Here is a 20,155-nt window from a genome sequence, read left to right as displayed (position 1 = left end):
GGCTGCCGGGCTCAGTTGGCGTAGAACGGGTAGTCCGTGTAGCCCTTGGCATCCGTTGTGTAGAAGGTGCTCGGATCGGTCTCGTTCAGCGGCAGCCCTTCCTTCCAGCGGCGCGCCAGATCCGGGTTGGCGATGGCGGGACGGCCCACCACTACAGCATCGGCGTGGCCTTCTTCCACCAGCGCCGATGCTTCGTCCCGGGTAGTCACAACGCCGAAGCCGGAGTTAACCAGGAACGTGCCGTTGAAGCGGCTGCGCAGATTCTGCACGAGCGCCCCGGCAGGTTCGGCGTGCAGGACGCTGAGGTAGGCGAGGTTCAGCGGAGCGATGCTCTCCACCAATACCTCGTAGGTGGCCCGGACATCATCGGCGTTGTCTTCTATTGCGCCCTGGATGTTGTGTTCCGGTGAGATGCGGATACCAACCCTGTTCGCGCCGATTGCAGCCACCACGGCGTTGATGGTCTCGATGACAAAGCGGGCACGGTTTTCCGGGGATCCGCCATAGCTGTCGGTACGCACGTTGGAGCTGGGGGCGAGGAATTCGTGGAGCAGGTAGCCGTTGGCGCCGTGCAGTTCGACGCCGTCGAAGCCTGCCTCAATGGCATTGCGGGACGCTGTGACAAACTCCTGCATAACGACTGAAAGCCCGTCGATGGTGAGCGCATGCGGCACAGGAAACGGCTGCTTGCCCGTGGGAGTCCGGATAAGACCCTCAATGGCAATGGCGCTTGGCGCCACAATGGTGTTTCCGCCGGCAATGTCCGGGTGCGAGACCCGCCCGCCATGCATCACCTGGGCGAAGATACGGCCGCCCTCTGCGTGGACGGCGTCCGTCACGGCTTTCCAGCCGGCGATCTGCTCTTCCGTGACCAGGCCGGGCTGGCCGATGAAGGCCTGGCCGGCCGGCGTCGGATACGTGCCTTCACTGACGATGAGGCCCAGCGAGGCACGCTGCCGGTAATGCTCAGCCACCATGGGGCCGGGAACGCCGCTGTCCCCGGAACGGGTCCGGGTCAGGGGCGCCATAACGAGGCGGTTGGGCAGTTCGAGTTCACCAAGGGTCAACGGGGAAAACAGCATGCGCGGGTCCTTTCAAAGACGACGTGGTACTGCCCTAACCAACCTCCCGGAAGCACGGGAGTATTCCGAATGCGGCAGGGATCACACGTCCCTAGACTTAAACCGTGGCGGACAAACTGACTCCTGAGCGGCGGAGCTGGAACATGTCCAGGATCAGGGGTAAAAACACCAAGCCGGAGCTCCTGGTCCGCCGCTTCCTCCATGCCAAGGGCTACCGCTACCGGTTGCACGGTCAGGCAAGGGGCTTGCGGTTGCCCGGCCGCCCGGACCTGGTGTTCGCCAGCCGCCGCAAGGTCATCTTCGTCAACGGCTGCTTCTGGCATTTCCACGATTGCCGGGTAGGCCAGCACGCTCCTCAGACCAACGCAGAGTTCTGGGAGACAAAGCGCACCCGCACGCGGATCCGCGATGCGAGCCAGCTGGCGCAGCTGGAAAACTCGGGCTGGCAGGTGCTCACAGTATGGGAGTGCGCGCTGAAAGACACCTCAGCGTTGGAATCCCAGCTGCTGCAGTTCCTCGAGGATACGTAACGGTCAGCCGCTGAGCTCGCCCAGCCGTGCCTGCCGGAGCACTTCGCCCCAGGACTGGCCGGCAAGGTCAGCCACAGCAGCCAGAATTTCCGACGGCGGGCGGGACAGGTCCAGCGGAAATTCCACGATGTCGATGTCAGTGTTCAAGACCCGCCGCAGCTTGATCTCGCCCGCACCCGAATACACCAGCCACGCTGTGGGTACCCGTAGGGCCGTGCAATAGGCCAGCATCCGGTAGTGATCGCCGGACAAGGAGGCGCCGGCGTCGGTTCGGGCCGCGTAGCGGGCATCGTACACCACCACGGGCCGGCCGCCCAGGAAGTGCACAGCGTCCGGGGTCACGCTGAGCCGGTCCGAATCCTCCACGGCCTCGTTCAGCAGCGCGTTGTAACCAAGCCGGGTATCCCCGGGGTAGGCGGACAAGGCGGCCCGCAGGGCGGCGCCCACAAAATCCCGGAAGACCTCGGCCATGTCCACCACGAACGACGCCGCACGCTCACCACCTTCACCGGCTTCCGCGGAGGCGTTCCGCAGGATCAGCCCGGCAAGCCGCAACACCGCGTGGTAGCGGACATTCCTGCGGTTGGGAGACCACGAGGGCACCGGAGCGCCGGACGGAAGCCGGGTGACGCCGTCGAGTTTTCCCTTCAGCTGGCGCAGCCTGCTCAGGACGTCCGGACGGACGCCGGGAACCTGGCCCATCCTTTCCAGGGCGGCGCGCAGGATCCGGTTCTCGGCGATGTCCGGGCTGAATTCGTCGTACGACACTTCCAGCGGGACGAGCATTCCCGGCCGGCGCGAAATCTGGTCCGAAATCCGGATGCGGCCCTTCACGGTGCGCAGCGACTCCTCCACCGTGAGGTAGCCCTGCAGGACGCCACGGCTCAAGGCACGTTCAGCCAGCTGCGCCAGCGAATCGGCCAGCGCGCCCCACAGTTCCGGGGCGGGGGCAGCATGGACGTCGTCATCCCGGAAACCGGGCTCCCCCGAATAGCTGAGCAGGAACAGCAGCCTCTCCAACCCCAGCCTGTCCTTGGGCCGGACATCCAGCTGCAGTTGCCGGGTCCGCACCGAACCCACCTTGCCGCGGGGCTCCACCCGGTACAACCCCATGCCCAGCGGTGAGACCTGGGCCAAGCCGCTGGTGTTGATGAAGGCGGCCGAACCGGCATCGAGCTTTTCCACGATCCCGCCGGACAGCTCATCCAGCACCACGTGCCGGAGCGGCTGTGCTGGTCCGCGCTGCGGCGTGCTGCCAGGCCACGGCGCGTTACCCTGCTGCATCGAGCTACCCGGTTCCAAGGCGTCCCAGCAACTGGTCGAGGCCGAACCTTTCCTCAAGCTGCGCGCGGGTGAGCTGGCCGTGGTAGTGCTCCTCCAGCAGCGGTAGGAGCTCGTATTTCCAGATGCGCTTAAGTCCCGGGAGGGACTGTGCCGCCGGCTTCATAAAGTAGGACGGCCCGATCATCAGGTCCCGGTCCCACTCATCAATGGCCTCGTTCAAAGCATCCAGCAGCCGCGCGGGCGTGGTGTCCAGCCCCCTGGCTTCGAGGAAACGCAGCAGCGATCCCCTGACCGGCTCCGTCTGCGGGTGCAGCTCAATGAACGCGAAGCGCCGGCGGATGGCGGCGTCCATCATGGCGATGGAGCGGTCCGCCGTGTTCATGGTGCCGATGATGTACAGGTTGTCCGGCAAGGTGAACGGTTCGTTGGGGCTGTACTGCAGGTAGATCCGGTCATCCCGATATTCCAGCAGGAAGTACAACTCACCGAACACTTTGGCCAGGTTGGCGCGGTTCATCTCATCGATGATCAGGAAGTAGGGCTTCTTCTCGTTGCCTGGCTTGGCGGCTTCCTCTGCGAGGCGGCGCAGCGGTCCCGCCACCAGCTTGAAGGACACCTGGCCGTCGTCTGTCTTGTCCGGCCGGTAGCCCTCGAAGAAGTCCTCATAGGCGTAGGACGGATGGAACTGCACCAGCTTGACCCGCTCATCGGTGCTGTCCTGGGCGAGCTCCGCAGCGAGGTGCTTGGCCAAATAGGTTTTGCCCGTCCCTGGCGGGCCATACAACACCACTTGGCGGTTTTCTTCGAGGAGCTCGGCGATTTCCTGCAGTGGCTCCAGGTCCATGTGGAGGGATTCCGCGAAGCTGCTGGTCAGTCTGCTGAAGCCTTCCGGAACTACCTCGGCTTCCGCCTCGGTTCCTTCAAGGTCCGGCTCCGCCTCCGGCGGCAGCAGCGTCTCAAGGGCCTGCACTACCCGGGTCACATCCACCACAATCCCGGGCGTTGCCAGCTGGCGCTGTACGTGCCGGGGCAGGTCCGCTGCCGGGTGGCCATCGAACCAGCGCACCTTGCGACGCAACCGCCGGTCCTCGCCGTCGTGATCCGGTTCACCGAGTACGACGCCGGGATGTACAGTTCCGGCGTGCTGGTACAGCACCAGATCTCCCGGCTTCATCACGGTCAGGAAGGCGAAAACCGCGGTTTTGGTGTCCTCACGCTCTACGTAGCCAAGGTGCTTGCAGTCCTCGTCCACAGCATGCTGGACCAACCCGGCGGCAACTCCGGCCTGCAACGGGCGGAGATGATCGACGTCCAGAGTCACCTTCTCTTCGCCGTGCCAGGACTCGAGCAGGGCTGCCTGGTCGCCATGGGTCCGGAGCAGCCATGCACGCCGTCCTGGATCGGTAACCTTGCGCCACTGGCTGACCAACTGGCGTGAATACCAGTCAATCCGCTGCCCGGCCTGCTCGTCCAGGTGCAGCCTGATCCGGTGAATGTCCGCCGTGATGGCTTCCTCGGTATCCCCCTTGGCGCCGCCCACCAGTGAGGCAAAGGCGTCACGGATTTCCTGTCGCTCGACGTCCGCCACCACCGGTTCAAAGTAGCTGGGCCACACCAGGTATTCGATGGCGCGGCGGATGGCGGGTTGGTCTTCCGGAGTTCCCGCGGCCAGCTCGTGGAACTTCAACGGATCCTTCAGCGCCTTCGCGATGGCAGAGGGCTGCCGCCGGTCCACGTGGCGCACAAAGCGGCACAGCCACTTGAGCTGGTCCCGGATGGTCCAGTTGAACTCCGCTGTCCTGTCGCGGATGACGCCGTGGTCGGTGAGGCCCTTGTACAGTTCAGCCGGCAGTTCCAGTGGCGGCTCCAGCCAGGACGCGGCCTCGGACACACGTGCCTGCTTCACCTTGAGGGATTTCACCTCATGTGCCAGGGGCAGGGACTGCAGATACAAGAGTTCGACGGCGAGCAACCGGGCTCCGCGTGACGCTTCGGCCAGGGATTCGCGCAGGTTGGTCATCATGGGCGACTTGGCATCGTCCACTCCGGAGTCCAGCCGCTCCAAAAGCTCAGTGGCGGCCTCCGTGGTCCAGGTCAGGGTCTGGCCATCAAGCGCGGAGGGCCTGCCCTGAAGGCCGGCGCCGAGCACAAACCAGGCGGCATCCTCAATCTCCGGGGACACCCCGGGGGCACGACTGATGGCGGTCTTGGAGGAGGGAGTCATCCGTTAAAGCTACAGGTTGTGACTGGAAGGGCGCTGTACGCAGTCTTCACGGACGCACCCTGCCAGGGGTGGTCGGCGTCTTGATCCGGCCGAAGACGAAGTAGCCCATGGGCCCCACGAAATTCACCAGCGACGCCAACCGCCAGGCTGCCTTGGGCCCGCGGATCAGTTCTGCAGGCCGCCGTGAAATGTCCCGTTGGGCCATCGTCAGCAGGATGATCTGAGCCGCACCGACGGCCAGGACTCCTGCCCGCCTGGCCGGCGACAGCTCGCCCCACGTCTTCTTGTTGTTCATGGCCATGGTGTTCTCCTTCTCATTCCCTCACTGGGAGTTTTGCGCAGGCCATCGCGGCAGCTTGCACAATGGCTTCATCGGTGACCTGGTAGGCAGTGGGATCGGCGCCATCGGCCGTACCCAGTGCTATGGCTTGCCGCGCCGTGGACACTATCCGCTTGGCGGACAGATGGACAGCCGAAACCCCGGCCTGATGCATGGCCGGGATGTCCGCCGGAGCCAGTCCCCCGCCGGCCATTACGTCTATGCGGCCGGCAGCGTGCTGGACCATGCGCTGCAGCATGGTGGTTCCAGCTCCTGCGGTGGGTGCCTGGCCGGAGGTGAGGACCCTGGTAAAGCCCAGGCCTGCGAGCCCGTCAATCACGGCCAGCGGATCCGCTGCCTGGTCCATCGCCCTGTGGAAGGTGAGTTCCGCCGTCGGGTTGGTTTCCCGGGCAGCGTCGGCCAGCCGCGTGATCGCCTCACGGTCAATGCCGCCGCTGGGCGAGAGCGCACCCACCACAACGCCCGCGCACCCCATCCTCAGCAGCGCCTTCAGCTCTGCAACCATGGTGCGGATATCGTCCTCGGAATAGACAAAGTCGCCCGGACGGCAGCGGATCAGCGGGTGGACGCCGGCATTGTCCTCCGGGCGTTGGGAACCGGCCAGTTCCTCGACTCCGGCCAAGGTGGACTCGGCGAGCCCCTGGCTGGGTGTCAGGCCGCCCAGTTCCAGAGCACTACAGAGCTCAACGCGGTGGGCTCCGCCGCCAATAGCAACAACGGCTCCCGCAGCACTGGCTACGGCAATTTCAAGTTTCAAGCGCGTCCTCCCCCTGACGGTGCCACCTCGACGGTTAACCTGCGTACGGTGCCAACAGTTCCTTTTGTTCCGGGGTGAGCCGCTGAACCCGCCCGGTGGCTTCATCCACGAACGCCAGGTGCGTAATGGCCTTGACGCAATCTTCCCCCGTCACCGGGTCCTTCACCAGATAGTGCACATCGAAGCTTGCACCCTTCACGGCGCCCACCCAGACCAGGACGTCCGCGGGAATGTTGCGGTATTCCAGTGTCCTGACGTAGCGGATACGATGCTCCACCACCAGAGTCAGCGTTCCTTCCGGGACCGCATCAAACAGCGAAACCGGCGGCGGGGTTCCGGGCAGCCCGGCACCCCGCGGCGGACCGAAAGCAGCGATGCGTGCTTCCTCCAGCATCCGGACAATCTGGACGTTGTTGATGTGCCCGTAGGCGTCCATGTCGCCCCAGCGCATGGGCACCTTGACCTCTATGCGCCGGGGCCCGCCGCCAACCGTGACTGCCGAGGCTCCGGCCGCAGCACCTGCGGCGCCTCCTGTGCGCGTCAGCTGTGCACCGCCGTCGAATCATCCACCACTGCGTCCTCGACGTCAGCCCCGGCGAACTGGGACATGTACAGGCGGTAGTAGGCGCCCTTCGCGGCAAGCAGCACCTTGTGGTTGCCCTGCTCCACGATCCTGCCGTTTTCCATCACCAGGATGGTGTCGGCGTCGCGAATGGTGGAGAGCCGGTGGGCGATGACAAAGCTGGTCCGGTCGGTCCGCAGTGCCGCCATGGCCTTCTGCACCAGGACCTCTGTGCGCGTGTCCACCGAACTGGTGGCTTCGTCCAGGATCAGCAGCGACGGGTTGGCCACGAAGGCACGGGCGATGGTGATGAGCTGCTTTTCACCCGCGCTGACGTTGTTGCCTTCCTCGTCGATCACGGTGTTGTAGCCCTCCGGCAGCGCACGGACAAACCTGTCCACAAAGGTTGCCTTGGCGGCCGCCATCACCTGTTCTTCGGTGGCGTCCAGGTTGCCGTAGCGGATGTTGTCGTAAATGGATCCGCCGAACAGCCAGGCGTCCTGCAGCACCATGCCCACTTTTGAGCGCAGTTCGGAGCGGCTGAGTTCCGTGATGTCCACTCCGTCCAGGGTGATGGAGCCGGAATTCAGCTCGTAGAACCGCATCACCAGGTTCACCAGGGTGGTTTTGCCGGCCCCGGTAGGACCAACGATTGCCACCGTATTGCCGGGTTCTGCCGTGAAGGAGAGGTTCTCGATCAGCGACTTGTCCTCGGTGTAGCTGAAGGTGACGTCCCGGAACTCCACGTGGCCGTCTGTCTTGGCGGGCAGCTGCTCGGTGGCGGTTTCGGGATCCTGCTCATCGGCGTCGAGGAATTCAAAGACACGTTCGGAGGAGGCCACACCGGACTGGAGCATGTTGGCCATGCCGGCCATTTGCCCCAGCGGCTGCGTGAACTCACGCGAGTACTGGATGAACGCCGTGGCATCACCCAGGGACATCGAGCCGGAGGCAACCCGCAGGCCGCCCACCACGGCGATCCCGACGTAGCTGAGGTAGGAGACGAACTGCATCACCGGGAAGATGATGCCGGACACGAACTGCGCGCCGAAGCTGGCTTTGTAGAGTTCCTCGTTGCGCTCCTCGAAGCGCTCCAGGGCGTCGGCGTCGCGGCCGAACACGCGGACAAGGTCATGGCCGGAGAACGATTCCTCGATCTGGCCGTTGAGCGCACCGGTGTTCTTCCATTGCGCGGCAAAGAGCTTTTGGCTGCGTGTGCCGATGATGCCGGCTGCCACGGCGGACAGCGGCAGGGCGACCAGGGCGATCAGTGCCAGCTGCCAGGACACGATAAACATCATGATGACGATGCCGATCACGGTCAGCAGCGAGCTGATCAGCTGGGCGAATGCCTGCTGCAGCGCCTGCTGGATGTTGTCGACGTCGTTGGTAACCCGTGAGAGGACATCGCCGCGCTGACGAGTATCGAAGTAGTTCAACGGCAGCCGGTTGAGCTTCGCCTCGGTGTTGTCGCGGAGGTTCCGGATCACCTTCATGACGATCCTGTTGAGCACATAGCCCTGGAGCCACATGAAAATATTGGCCACGAAGTACATCAGCAGCACAATGGAGATCAGCACGGTCAGCTTCTGGAAGTCGATTCCGGTGCCCGGGATGAGCTCCATGCGGGCGATCATGTCCGCCATCTGGGTCTCGCCCTGCTGGCGGAGGCCTGCCACCACCTGTTCCTTACTGGCCTCGGCTGGCAGTGACTTACCGATCACGCCACCGAAAATCACGTCCATCGCCTGGCCCAGGATCTTGGGCGCCACGACGTTCAGCACTACCGAAACCACCACCAGTGCCACCACCGCGTAGATGCCCGCTGCTTCGGGCTTCAGCAGCCCCAGCAGGCGCTTGGCGGACGGCCAGAAGTGCTCCGCCTTCTTGGCCGGGACGCCACCGAACATGTCGCCGTCGGCCTCCGAGGGCTTAAATTCTTCTTCAACAAAGTCGTCGTCCTCGTCAAGGGCATCCACGGATTCGACACCGGTATCCGTGGTGTCGGTGGTGGGGCTGGCCGAGTCGGCGGTCGAGCTTTTCGAGATCCTGTTTCCGGCGCTCATGCCATTTCCTCCACGCTCAGCTGGGATTCCACAATTTCCTGGTAGGTGGGAGAGGTTTCCAGGAGTTCCTCATGGGTGCCGCGGTCTACGATCCGGCCGTTGTCCAGAACCAGAATCTGGTCTGCGCCAGTGATGGTGGAGATACGCTGCGCCACGATGATCACGGTGGCGTCGGCGGTGGTTTCCTTCAAGGCTGCCCGCAGCCGGGCGTCTGTGGCGACGTCCAAAGCGGAGAAGGAGTCGTCAAACAGGTACACCCTGGGTTTGGTGACCAGGGCGCGGGCGATGCACAGGCGTTGCCGCTGTCCGCCGGAAACGTTGGTGCCGCCCTGCGAGACCCGCGAGGCTAGGCCCTTCTTCTTCTCCCTGACAAAATCCTCACCCTGGGCTACGCGGAGCGCCTCCCAGAGTTCCTCATCCGTGGCCTCTGTCTTACCGAAGCGGAGGTTGTATTCAATGGTTCCGGAGAACAGGTAGGGCCGCTGCGGGACCATAGCCACCCGCTTGGTGATCTCTGCGCGGTCCAGCTTGTTGACGGATACGCCGTCCAGGAGCACGTCGCCGCCGGCGATGTCATACAGACGGGGAAGGAGGGACAGCAGCGAGGTCTTGCCGGAGCCCGTGGACCCGATGATCGCCGTGGTCTGTCCGGGCCGGGCGGTGAAGCTGATGTTGCTGAGGACTGGTGCCTCCGCGCCCGGATAGGCAAAGCTGACATCGCGGTATTCCACCACGCCTTCCAGGCGTTCGGGCGTGATGGGCTCCTGGGGATCGTGGATGGACGGCTCAACGTCCAGGACTTCGCCGATGCGGTCAGCACATACAGAAGCGCGCGGAATCATCATGGCCATGAACGTGCCCATCATGACCGCGATGAGGATCTGCAGCAGGTACTGCAGGAAGGCCGTCAGCGCACCGACCTGCATGTCGCCCGAATCCACCCGCTGGCCACCGAACCACAGCACGGCAGCGGTGGACAGGTGAAGGATCATGCCGATGGCAGGGAACATCAGCACGAACAGGGCACCGATCTTCAGCGATACCTGCGTCAGTTCCTGGTTGGCGGCGCCGAACCGCTCGGTCTCGTACGGTTCCCGGACGAAGGCACGCACGACGCGGATGCCGATGATCTGTTCACGAAGGACGGCGTTGATCCGGTCGATCTTCTTCTGCATGCTGCGGAACAGCGGCATCAACCGGACCACAATAAAGCCAACCACCACGACGAGCACTGGCACTGATACCCACACCAGCCAGGAAAGGCTGAGGTCCTCACGGAGAGCCATGATAATGCCGCCAACACACATGATGGGCGTGGCCACCATGAAGTTCAGCCCCATCAGCAGCAGCATCTGAACCTGCTGGACATCGTTGGTGCCGCGGGTGATCAGGGTTGGTGCACCAAAGACGTTGACGTCTTTTGCCGAGAAGCTGGTGACTTTCCGGAACACGCCGCGGCGAAGGTCGCGCCCCACAGCCATGGCGGTCTTCGAGCCGAAGTAGACGCCGGCGATGGCAGTGCCGACCTGGAGGAAGGCCACCAGCAGCATGATGCCGCCGGTGCGCCAGATGAAATCGGTGTCCCCGCGGGAAACGCCTTCGTCGATGATCTGGGCGTTCAGGCTGGGCAGGTACAGCGCGGCAATGGTGGAGGCGAGCTGGAAAATCACGACGGCGACGATGTACGGCATATACGGCCGGGAATACCGCCGTATGAGAGTGAGGAGCATGCCCACTGGTCCTTAGGAAGTCAGTTCGAGGAAGTCAGTTCGAGTTAGTGGTGTTAAGAGATACCAGCGGGGTATGACACCCGCAGCCTTCCAACTCTACGAGCTCCGTTGCCGGTGCGGAACATCACCGGCCAAAGATCATCCCGTGGACTTACTTCCCCCGAGCCTCTACCCCTCGGGACGGATGTCCACGGTCTTGCGCAGCGGCTTTTCCTTGATGAACAGGACGGCGACGAGTGCCACCACTGCGATGATGGCCGAGATGAGGAAGACCAGCGCCGTGGCGTCGCCATAGGCGCCCCGCACGATGTCCGCGATGGGTGCCGGCATGTGGGTGAGGTCCATCGTGGCGCCTGCCGAACCGCCGTCGGACTGGATTCCGGCTGCAGTCATCCCCTCCGCGGTCAGGTGCTTGACCTGGTTGGACATCACGGCGCCCAGGACCGCAACGCCGACGGCGCCACCCACGGAGCGGAAGAACGCCACAGAGGCACTGGCGGTACCGATGTCCGAGGCCCGGACCGTGTTCTGCACGGCAAGGACCAGGTTTTGCATCAGCATGCCGAGGCCGAGGCCAAGGATGAAGATGTAGATGCCGGTAAGCCGGAAGTCGGTGGTGTGGTCCAGTGTGCCGCCTAGGCCCATGCCGCCGATCAGGAAGATGGAACCGGCGATGAGGTAGCCCTTCCATTTGCCCGTGCGGGAGATCAGCAGGCCGGTAGCCACCGAGCCGATCAGGTTGCCGGCGATCATGGGCAGTGTCAACAGACCGGCTTCGGTGGGAGTTGCCCCGCGGGCCACCTGGAAGTACTGGCCGATGAAGGTGGAGGAGCCGAACATCGCCACACCCACCGCCATCGAGGCCACGATCGCCAGGGCTGTGGTGCGCTCGGAAATGATCTTCAGCGAGATGATGGGCTGGGCCGCCCTGGACTCAACCAGGACCAGCAGTGCCAGCAGGATGATGCTTCCGCCCACCATCGCGGCAGACTGCCAGGAAATCCAGTCGTAGTATTCGGGGTTGCCTGCAAAGGAAACCCAGATCAGCAGCAGGCTGACCCCTGAGGTAAGGAGGATGGATCCGAGCCAGTCGATCTTCGCCGGGCGCCGGACGTGCTTGATCTTCAGGGTGAACTGCAGCAGGATCATGGCGACGATCGCCAGCGGGACGCAGACGAAGAAGGTCCAGCGCCAGCCCAGCGGGCTGTCCACAATGAATCCGCCCAGCAGCGGGCCGCCGGCAGTGGCCACAGCCATGACAGCGCCCATGTAGCCGGAGTACTTGCCGCGGTTGCGCGGAGCGATCATGGTTCCGATGATTGCCTGGGCCAGTGCCGTCAAACCGCCCATGGCGATCCCCTGGATGACCCTCGCGGTGAGCAGCAGCGGCATGGTGTGCGACAACCCTGCCATGACGGATCCGGCCACGAAGATGACGATGCTGAGCTGGACCAGGAGTTTCTTGTCGAACAAATCGGCCAGCTTGCCCCAGATCGGGGTACTGGCCGCGTTCGCCAGGAGGGCCGCGGTGATCACCCAGGCGAAGTCCATTTGGGTTCCGTGCAAATCGGACATGATGGTGGGCAGGGCGTTGGCGACGATGGTGCTGCTGAGGATGGCAGTGAAGAACGCTGCCAGCAGGCCGGTCAAGGCCTCCATGATCTGGCGGTGCGACATTTCCGGGGTAGCCTCCCGCAATGCCTCTTCAGCGGGGGCGGCAGTCTGACTTGCCATGGATGTGCTCCTAAGAGGTGGTGATGGTGGTTCCGGCCGCCTTTGCCCGGGCTGAAATTCTGAGTGATTCGGTGAGCTTGCGCAGGGTGCCGGCCGTTGCTTCGGCATCTTCCTCGCTCCACTCACGGAGAAGGTCCTGCAGGGACGCAACGCGCTGTTCTTCGATCCGGTGGAGCTTCTCCGCTCCTGCAGGACTCAACGCAACCAACTGGGCCCGGCCGTCGTCGGGGTCCTGCTTCCGCACGATGTAACCCTGCTCCTCCAGATCGGCGATATGCCGGCTGAGGACCGGCGCGCTGACACCAAGCCGTTCGGCCAGACGCGTAGCACGGGTCTCCCCCTCCCCCACGAAACGAAGGACGCCTTGCAGCGCGACGCCCGTCTCCAGGCCTTTGGTATTGGCCGCGGCTATACAGCGAACAGCCCGCTGGAGGTCGAAGATTTGATAGACCAGCTCCACTGCCGTGCCTGACTTAACTGCCATTGCCCGTCACTCCTTAGTTGCTTGCCTAAAGCAACTATATGGCTAAATGGTTGCTTAGGGCAAGTATTGAGGCGGGAGTCACTCATTTGATCGAGGCATCGCAGATGCGAAAAGCCCCGGTCCCACCAGGACCGGGGCTTTCTCGATAGAACTGACGGTGAAGCTCAGCTGTCCAGATGCGTTGGAGCGAACATCTTCAGCAGGGTTTCAACTACGACGACGTTAGGGCCGTCTGCGGCGAAGCCCGCCTTCAGCGCGTCCCCCACTTCCTCCGGCGACACGCGGCGTGCAGGGACGCCAAAAGCTTCCGCCAACTTCACAAAGTCCGGCCGCGCGAGTTCGGTGGCCGTGGCTTTGCCGAACGCACCCACCATGTATTCGCGCAGGATGCCGTAGCCGCCGTCGTCAACAATCAGCCACGTGACCGGCACATTGTGCTGCTTGGCGGTAGCCAGCTCTGAGATGGAGTACATGGCCGAGCCGTCACCGGAAACGGCAAGCACCCGGGACGGCGCGCCCACAGTTTCCAGCCCCACCGCCCCGCCGATCGCGGCGGGGAAACCGTAGCCGAGTCCGCCGGCACCCTGCGCCGAGTGGAACTGGCCGCTGCGCGCGTCCCAGCAGCTCCAGGCCCAGTACGCGGAAATGGTCATGTCCCAGAAAGTCTGCATGCCATCCGGCACGGCGTCCCGGATTGCCGCCATGAAGTTCAGCTCCTTGGCCAGGTCCTGGGATTCCAGCCGGGCCCGCACGTTAGCAAGGGATTCCTTCACCAGGTCCTCGGGCGAGGTGCCATGCCAGTCAGCAGACACGGCCACGCCGTGCCGGCGTGAACCGGCGAGGGCCTCGGCGAGGGCTTCATCCAACGCTGAGAGCGCCTGTCCGGCGTCGGCACGGATGCCCAGACCAGGCCGGTTCGATTCAAGGACCCGGGGCTCGGCGTCAATCTGGATGATTCTGCCGCGCGGCTCGAAAGTGAAGTAGTTGGAGGTGACTTCGCCCAGTGAGGAACCGATGACGATCAGGACGTCGGCGTCTTCCAGGAGGTCCGTCATGTAACGGTCCTCGATCCAGGACTGCAGGGATAACTCGTGGTTCCAGGGGAAGGCACCATTGCCACCCGGCGTGCAGATCACCGGGGCCCGGAGATGCTCCGCGATCGAGAGCAGGAACTTCTCCCCTTTGCCCCGACGCGTACCGCCGCCTGCGATGATGGCCGGGCGTTCCGCCGTCGTCAGCCATTTCACGGCTTCCCTGATCAGCTCCACCCGCGGCGGATTGTCCGCGGCAACCGCCAGGGCATCCTCCACCGGCGGGACCATGATCGGGTCCAGCAGGACATTCTGCGGGACCTCGATCCAGACGGGTCCCTGCGGCGACGAAATGGCTTCCGTCCAGGCATCCTGGATGGCTGACGGGATGCCGGAGGCATGCTGGATGAGGCGCTGGCTCTTGGTCACGTTCGCTGCGGACGCCTTTTGGTCATCCAGCTGGTGCAGCATTCCCTTGCGCCGGGCACCGAGTCCGTCAAGCGGGATCTGGCTGGCCACCACCACCATGGGCACCCCGGTTGCATAAGCTTCCTGGAGCCCGGCGAGCGAGGTCAACGCGCCGGGGCCGGTGGACAGGAAAAGAACACCTACCTCGCCGGTGGCGCGTGAGTAGCCGTCCGCCGCAAAGGCGCTGTTGTTCTCCACGCGGGAGGACACAAAATGCAGGTTGCCGCGACCCATCGCGTCAAAAAGGCCCAGGGCGTGCTGTCCCGGGATGCCGAAAACCGTTTTGGCACCCAGCGCCTCGAGGGTTTCGACGACGAGGTCTCCGCCGTTACGGACGCCGGTTCCCTTACTGGCAGCAGGAGCCCCGGGATCGATATCGGTCATGGCGTACCTTAGTTCGTGCGTCCGGCTGCAGCACCGGCAGCAGGGCTTGCAAAACCTGCAGGCCTGCGGCTTTCCTGGCCGAGGACCTGGGCAGCGTAGCCGTTGGCGGCACCAAAGCGGTCCCCGTCAACGGCATTGTCCGCCATGAGGGTGATGAGCTCATAGGCCACGTGGCTGGCAGCAACACCGGTGATTTCGGCGTGGTCGTAGGCGGGGGCCACCTCAACAACATCGGCGCCCACCAGGTTCATGCCGCGGAAGCCACGGATGATTTCGAGGAGCTCGCGGCTGGTGATGCCACCGGCCTCCGGGGTGCCGGTGCCCGGCGCGTGGGCGGGGTCAAGAACGTCGATGTCCACCGAAATGTAGAGCGGCCGGTTGCCGATCCGGTCCCGGACCTTGGCCACCGTCTCCAGGACGCCCTGGTAGTAGACGTCCGAGGAGGTGACGATGCCGAAGCCGAAACGGTGGTCGTCGTCGAGGTCCTTCTTGCCGTAGAGGGGACCACGGGTACCGATGTGGCTGATCGCTTCGGTATCCAGGATGCCTTCCTCCACAGCACGGCGGAACGGCGTGCCGTGGGTGTATTCGGCGCCGAAGTAGGTGTCCCAGGTGTCCAGGTGTGCATCGAAGTGCAACATGGCGATCGGTCCGCCAGCGCGTTCGGCGGCTGCCCGGAGCAGCGGCAGGGCGATGGTGTGGTCACCGCCGAGGGTTACCAGCTTGCTGCCGTTGGCCGTGAGGTCAAGGGCGTTCTGCTGGACTGTCTCGATGGCCTCGTCAATGTTGAACGGGTTGACGGCCATGTCTCCGGCGTCGGCCACCTGGATGTTCTCGAACGGGCTGACATCCCAGGCCGGGTTGTACGGCCGCAGCAGGCGGCTTGCCTCGCGCACGTGATTGGCGCCAAAGCGGGCGCCCGGGCGATAGGAAACGCCGGAATCGAAGGGGACGCCCACCACTGTGATGCCGGCTTGGGCCACCTGGTCCAGGCGCGGGAGCCGGGCGTAGGTGGCAGCCCCTGCATAGCGGGGAATACGGGCGGAATCGATGGGGCCCAGGTTGCCGTTGGCTTCAATGCGCAACTCTTCCAAGATGTACCTTCCTTCGAGGACGATCGGCGGATGTGATTGCCATCATACACTTCGAGTTGCCTCATATGCACCATGTGTTTACACCCGCCGCTGCGGCCCTGCGTTTCTGCTTGGCATCTACGACGGCGGAACCCGCGGTATTCCGCGCATCAGCGCACGCGGGGGCGCCTAAGCCGAAGCAAGAGGGAGGAACGACGCGGCAGGGCAGCGGGAAGCAGGCTCGCGGTGAAATTAGCGGCTGGCCGCAGGAAGCAGGATCGCGGCGAATCTAACGGCTGGCCGCAGGCACCAGAACCCAGAGAACTTCGACAGGCTCATCAGTGGGGTTTACCCAGGTGTGTGGCTCGCGGCCCGGGAAGGTGACGGTATCGCCGGCCTCCAGGTCGTATTGCTCGTTGGAGAGGATCAACTGGATGGATCCTTTGACGACGTGCAGGACGTCGACGTCGCAATCCACGGCGTAGAGTTCGGACTCCCCGCGGCCCCGGGGAGCGATCACAGACTGGATAATTTGCACCCGGCGCTCGGATCGGGCAGTGAGCAGGCGCTCCGTAATGCCCTCCCCGCCCAGGGAGATGCGCGGCCCGGAGTCGCGTTTGGTGAGATGGGTTTCCGGTGCGGCGAACAACTCGCCGATCGAGATGGAGAGCACCTGGCAGAGGGTCACCAGCGACGCTACTGACGGCGAAGTAAGGTCGCGCTCCACCCGGCTCAGGAATCCCTTGGTCAGGCCGGTGGCGTCGGCAACCTGCTCGATGGTAAGCCGCTGCGACTGCCGGGCAGCACGGATCCGGGAGCCAATAGCCACGGGGACATTACTGGGCTCAACGGGCAGTGCCTTCATCATCAAACCTTTCACGGCCAGACGCCTGGCCCCATCACTGGAGTAATCCTAACGGGCAGCCCCCTTTGTGACGCCGACCATGCGGGGGAGTCGGAAGCAAGGTCGCCGGCCTCGCGTCACACGTTGACTGTTACTCCAGTCACAATCTAACGTATGGTCAACAATAGTTGCGTATTTGAAACATGAGAGCAGACGCTCCACACGACGTGTCGGCGTCATCCCAGCACTGCACCCTCCCGGGCACTGCGGCTACCCCGGCCGTACCGCCTCCCAGATCCAGGAGCTCCAAACATGGATGCAAGTTTTATCAACATCGCCATCGTGGTGGTGTACCTGATAGCCATGCTGGCCTTTGGCTGGTGGGGCAAGTCCCGTACCAAGAACAACAGCGACTTCCTGGTGGCCGGCCGCCGCCTGGGCCCTTTCCTCTACACGGGCACCATGGCCGCCGTGGTCCTCGGCGGAGCCTCAACCGTCGGTGGCGTGGGGCTTGGCTACAAGTTCGGCATCTCCGGCATGTGGCTGGTGGTGGCCATCGGCGCCGGCGTCCTGCTGCTGAGCCTGCTCTTCGCCGGAACCATCCAGAAGCTCAAAATCTACACGGTTTCCCAGATGCTCACCCTGCGCTACGGCAGCAAGGCCACGCAGACCTCCGGCATCGTGATGCTGGCCTACACCCTGATGCTTTGCGCCACGTCCACCGGCGCCTATGCCACCATCTTCGTGGTCCTGTTCGGCTGGGATCGTGCCCTGGCCATCGGCATCGGCGGGGCGATTGTGCTGGTTTACTCCACAATCGGCGGAATGTGGTCCATTACGCTTGCGGACCAGGTGCAGTTCGTCATCAAGACCGTCGGCATCTTCGCCCTGATGCTGCCGTTCACCCTGAACGCCGCCGGCGGCCTGGACGGCATCCGCAGCCGTGTTGACGCAAGCTTCTTCCAGATGGACGGCATCGGGCTCCAGACGATCATCACGTACTTCGTGGTCTATACCCTGGGCCTGCTGATCGGCCAGGACATCTGGCAGCGCGTTTTCACCGCCAGGACTCCAACCGTAGCCCGCTGGGGTGGGGCGACTGCCGGTGTTTACTGCATCCTTTACGGCGTGGCCGGCGCCCTGATCGGCATGGCGGCAAGCGTGGCCCTCGTGGACATGGAAATTGAAGCCAAGGACGACGTCTACGCAGTTGTGGCGCAGAACCTCCTCCCCGTCGGCATCGGCGGACTGGTCCTGGCTGCCGCAGTGGCCGCCATGATGTCCACCGCTTCGGGCGCGCTCATCGCCGCCGCGACCGTTGCGCGGGCCGACGTCATGCCGTTCGTTGCCGGCTGGTTTGGCAAAACCGTCAACACCGAGGACACCGATAACCCGGAGCACGACGTCAGGGCCAACCGCATGTGGGTACTGGCCCTGGGCGTGGTAGCCATCCTGCTCGCCATCATGACCAAGGACGTGGTGGCCGCCCTCACCATCGCGTACGACATCCTGGTTGGCGGTCTGCTGGTGGCCATTCTGGGCGGTTTGGTCTGGAAGCGCGGCACCGGAATTGCCGCCGCGGCTTCGATGGCCGTTGGAACCGTGGTGACGCTGGGCACCATGATTGTCCTGGAGCTCAATGCGGAGGTACCGCTGGACGGCGTCTACGCTAATGAGCCCATCTACTTCGGCCTGATCGCGTCAGCTGTGGTCTACGTCGTGGTGTCGCTGCTGAGCAAGCCCACCGATCCGGCCGTGATGAGCGCCTGGAACAGCCGGGTAGCCGGCACCTCAGGCAAAGAACCGCTTCGGGACGAGCCAGCGCCCGCCAGTACCCTCTAGCGTTCGGGCCCTCGCGGCCACCACTCAATTACCCGGACGCCCGACGGCGGCGCTCCCCACTGTGGGTGCGCCGCCGTCGGACATTAAGTGCGGATCATCCGGTGATCATTCAGTCCCGCGGAACTCATCCGAGTCCAGGGGGACGGGCCGGTCCTCGTCCGGGAGCACCGGCGGGGTGTGGATCACCACGTTGTCTTCGGCGTCAATAGCGTCACCTTCGCCGTCCCAGTCCTCGTCCACGGGGGTGTCCTCGGCATAGTCAAACGCGGGATCGTATTCGAGGGTGTCCGGTACCGGGAGATCGTTGGGATCTTCTGTGCTGGCCATCTCTGTAAACCTCCTCACTATTGCGCTGGATGGAACTGTTCCTTCATGACAACACCGGAGCTCCAGCCGGTCAAGGAAGTGCCGTTGATCCGCCCCCTTATTGAGGTGTGCCGAAAATATCCGCTAAGGAATACCAGCCGAAAATCCGCGGAAATGAGGGGTAGGCTGGGTCGGGCAATGGGGCCGCACCACGTCCTATTCCAGACCAGGAGTTTCTGTGTCAGAGCACAATCAGCACACCAGGCGGAGCGCTGCCAACAGCACTCAAGACTCACCAGCACCCACTGCGGCGGATTACCGCCGCTGGCGGCAGTACCTCGCGGACGAACGCGCGGAGGCGGCCGTCTACCGGGATCTGGCGCAAAACCGCAGCGGCGAGGAACGTGAAATCCTTTTGGCCCTGGCAGAGGCGGAAGGCCGCCACGAGGCCCACTGGCTTCAACTCCTCGGCAAGCACGCCGGGAAGCCGCGGCCGGCGTCCCTGCGCAGCCAGTTCCTTGGGTTCCTCGCCCGGCATTTCGGTTCAGTTTTTGTCCTTGCCCTGGCTCAGCGGGCCGAGGGCCGCTCCCCCTACGCCAAGGACCCCAACGCCACCCCCGCTATGGCCGCGGACGAGCAGATCCATGAAGAAGTGGTGCGCGGCCTGGCCACCCGCGGCCGCAACCGGCTCGCTGGGACATTCCGCGCTGCAGTGTTTGGCGCCAACGACGGCCTGGTCAGCAACCTCGCGCTCGTGATGGGCATGGCCGCCTCCGGTGTGGCCAGCAGCGTAGTGCTGATGAGCGGCATCGCAGGACTGCTGGCCGGAGCCCTGTCGATGGGCGCCGGCGAATTCGTTTCCGTCCGTTCCCAGCGTGAACTCCTCGCAGCCACCCGCCCGACCCAGGTGACACTGGCCGCCGCCCCCCAGTTGGACCTTGAGCACAACGAGTTGCTGCTGGTTTACCTGGCCCGCGGCATGTCCCACGAAGCCGCCAGGCACCGCGTTGCCGAACGCATGGGCCTGCTTTCCTGCGACTGCGATCCCAGCCTTTCGCTCCAGCCGGAATTGCCTGATGCCGAGGACCAGCATGAGGCAGTGGGCACCGCGTGGGGTGCTGCTTTTTCCAGCTTCGGGTTCTTCGCGTCCGGCGCCATCGTGCCCATCCTGCCGTTCCTGTTCGGACTGACCGGCATCACGGCACTCATCGTTGCGGGCGTCCTGGTGGGCCTGGCCCTGCTCCTTACCGGCGCCGTGGTTGGCTTGCTCTCCGGCACCTCTCCCCTGACCCGCGGACTGCGGCAATTGGGAATCGGGCTTGGCGCTGCACTGGTCAGCTACCTGCTGGGCCTGGTATTCGGCACCGTAGTGGCCTAACCGCTCAGCCCGGAACTTCCCCGAACTTCCCCGACC

At 64.1% G+C, this 20,155-nt stretch carries 17 protein-coding genes; 3 read left to right on the top strand and 14 right to left on the bottom strand.

Annotated elements, in window-relative coordinates:
• Positions 1-11: 11 nt before the first annotated feature.
• Positions 12-1,082 carry an alkene reductase gene (locus AC50X5_RS14535; protein WP_494976781.1) on the bottom strand — a complete coding sequence of 357 codons (1,071 nt, stop codon included), beginning with the start codon at positions 1,080-1,082 and terminating at the stop codon, positions 12-14.
• A gap of 104 nt (positions 1,083-1,186) precedes the next feature.
• On the opposite strand from AC50X5_RS14535, the gene AC50X5_RS14530 reads away from it, so the two are divergent.
• Positions 1,187-1,612: a very short patch repair endonuclease gene (locus AC50X5_RS14530; protein ID WP_494976780.1), complete on the top strand. Its 426-nt coding sequence runs from the start codon at positions 1,187-1,189 to the stop codon at positions 1,610-1,612.
• A gap of 3 nt (positions 1,613-1,615) precedes the next feature.
• Here the strand turns inward: AC50X5_RS14530 and AC50X5_RS14525 are convergent, their stop codons facing one another.
• The 12 genes from AC50X5_RS14525 to AC50X5_RS14470 form a co-directional block, all read right to left on the bottom strand.
• The gene (locus AC50X5_RS14525; protein WP_494976779.1) at positions 1,616-2,896 is read right to left on the bottom strand and encodes a 5-methylcytosine restriction system specificity protein McrC; all 1,281 of its coding nucleotides are present in this window, start codon (positions 2,894-2,896) and stop codon (positions 1,616-1,618) included.
• A gap of 4 nt (positions 2,897-2,900) precedes the next feature.
• The gene (locus tag AC50X5_RS14520; protein ID WP_494976778.1) at positions 2,901-5,120 is read right to left on the bottom strand and encodes an McrB family protein; all 2,220 of its coding nucleotides are present in this window, start codon (positions 5,118-5,120) and stop codon (positions 2,901-2,903) included.
• Between the two features lie 46 nt (positions 5,121-5,166).
• Positions 5,167-5,421, bottom strand: coding sequence for a PLDc N-terminal domain-containing protein (locus AC50X5_RS14515; protein ID WP_494976777.1), 255 nt, complete (start codon positions 5,419-5,421; stop codon positions 5,167-5,169).
• Between the two features lie 13 nt (positions 5,422-5,434).
• Positions 5,435-6,217 (bottom strand): copper homeostasis protein CutC, encoded by a 783-nt coding sequence (locus AC50X5_RS14510; protein ID WP_494976776.1) that lies wholly within the window; start codon positions 6,215-6,217, stop codon positions 5,435-5,437.
• Positions 6,218-6,251: 34 nt separating this feature from the next.
• A complete protein-coding gene (locus AC50X5_RS14505) occupies positions 6,252-6,668 on the bottom strand; it encodes an acyl-CoA thioesterase (RefSeq protein ID WP_494976775.1) in 417 nt (138 codons plus the stop codon).
• An 89-nt stretch (positions 6,669-6,757) separates the two neighbouring features.
• A complete protein-coding gene (locus AC50X5_RS14500) occupies positions 6,758-8,689 on the bottom strand; it encodes an ABC transporter ATP-binding protein (protein ID WP_494976879.1) in 1,932 nt (643 codons plus the stop codon).
• Positions 8,690-8,841: 152 nt separating this feature from the next.
• Positions 8,842-10,575 carry an ABC transporter ATP-binding protein gene (locus tag AC50X5_RS14495; protein ID WP_494976774.1) on the bottom strand — a complete coding sequence of 578 codons (1,734 nt, stop codon included), beginning with the start codon at positions 10,573-10,575 and terminating at the stop codon, positions 8,842-8,844.
• Positions 10,576-10,743: 168 nt separating this feature from the next.
• On the bottom strand, positions 10,744-12,309 hold the full coding sequence (locus tag AC50X5_RS14490) for an MDR family MFS transporter (RefSeq protein ID WP_494976773.1): 1,566 nt from the start codon (positions 12,307-12,309) through the stop codon (positions 10,744-10,746).
• A gap of 10 nt (positions 12,310-12,319) precedes the next feature.
• Positions 12,320-12,793, bottom strand: coding sequence for a MarR family winged helix-turn-helix transcriptional regulator (locus AC50X5_RS14485; protein WP_494976772.1), 474 nt, complete (start codon positions 12,791-12,793; stop codon positions 12,320-12,322).
• A gap of 164 nt (positions 12,794-12,957) precedes the next feature.
• The gene (locus AC50X5_RS14480; RefSeq protein WP_494976771.1) at positions 12,958-14,676 is read right to left on the bottom strand and encodes a thiamine pyrophosphate-binding protein; all 1,719 of its coding nucleotides are present in this window, start codon (positions 14,674-14,676) and stop codon (positions 12,958-12,960) included.
• An 8-nt stretch (positions 14,677-14,684) separates the two neighbouring features.
• Positions 14,685-15,770: an agmatinase gene (gene speB / locus AC50X5_RS14475; protein ID WP_494976770.1), complete on the bottom strand. Its 1,086-nt coding sequence runs from the start codon at positions 15,768-15,770 to the stop codon at positions 14,685-14,687.
• Between the two features lie 268 nt (positions 15,771-16,038).
• The gene (locus tag AC50X5_RS14470) at positions 16,039-16,614 is read right to left on the bottom strand and encodes a helix-turn-helix domain-containing protein (protein WP_494976878.1); all 576 of its coding nucleotides are present in this window, start codon (positions 16,612-16,614) and stop codon (positions 16,039-16,041) included.
• Positions 16,615-16,905: 291 nt separating this feature from the next.
• Here AC50X5_RS14470 and AC50X5_RS14465 point away from each other — a divergent pair, with 291 nt between their 5' ends.
• Positions 16,906-18,435 (top strand): sodium:solute symporter family protein, encoded by a 1,530-nt coding sequence (locus tag AC50X5_RS14465; RefSeq protein ID WP_494976769.1) that lies wholly within the window; start codon positions 16,906-16,908, stop codon positions 18,433-18,435.
• Positions 18,436-18,540: 105 nt separating this feature from the next.
• On the opposite strand, the gene AC50X5_RS14460 is transcribed toward AC50X5_RS14465, so the two are convergent.
• On the bottom strand, positions 18,541-18,762 hold the full coding sequence (locus AC50X5_RS14460) for a hypothetical protein (RefSeq protein ID WP_494976768.1): 222 nt from the start codon (positions 18,760-18,762) through the stop codon (positions 18,541-18,543).
• A gap of 217 nt (positions 18,763-18,979) precedes the next feature.
• On the opposite strand from AC50X5_RS14460, the gene AC50X5_RS14455 reads away from it, so the two are divergent.
• Positions 18,980-20,119: a VIT1/CCC1 transporter family protein gene (locus tag AC50X5_RS14455; RefSeq protein ID WP_494976767.1), complete on the top strand. Its 1,140-nt coding sequence runs from the start codon at positions 18,980-18,982 to the stop codon at positions 20,117-20,119.
• The last annotated feature ends 36 nt before the right edge of the window (positions 20,120-20,155 follow it).

It is taken from the genome of Pseudarthrobacter sp. MDT1-40-2 (assembly GCF_059383595.1).
The sequence above is the reverse complement of the archived record's forward strand: the minus strand, read 5'-3'. Positions and strand labels throughout refer to the sequence as shown.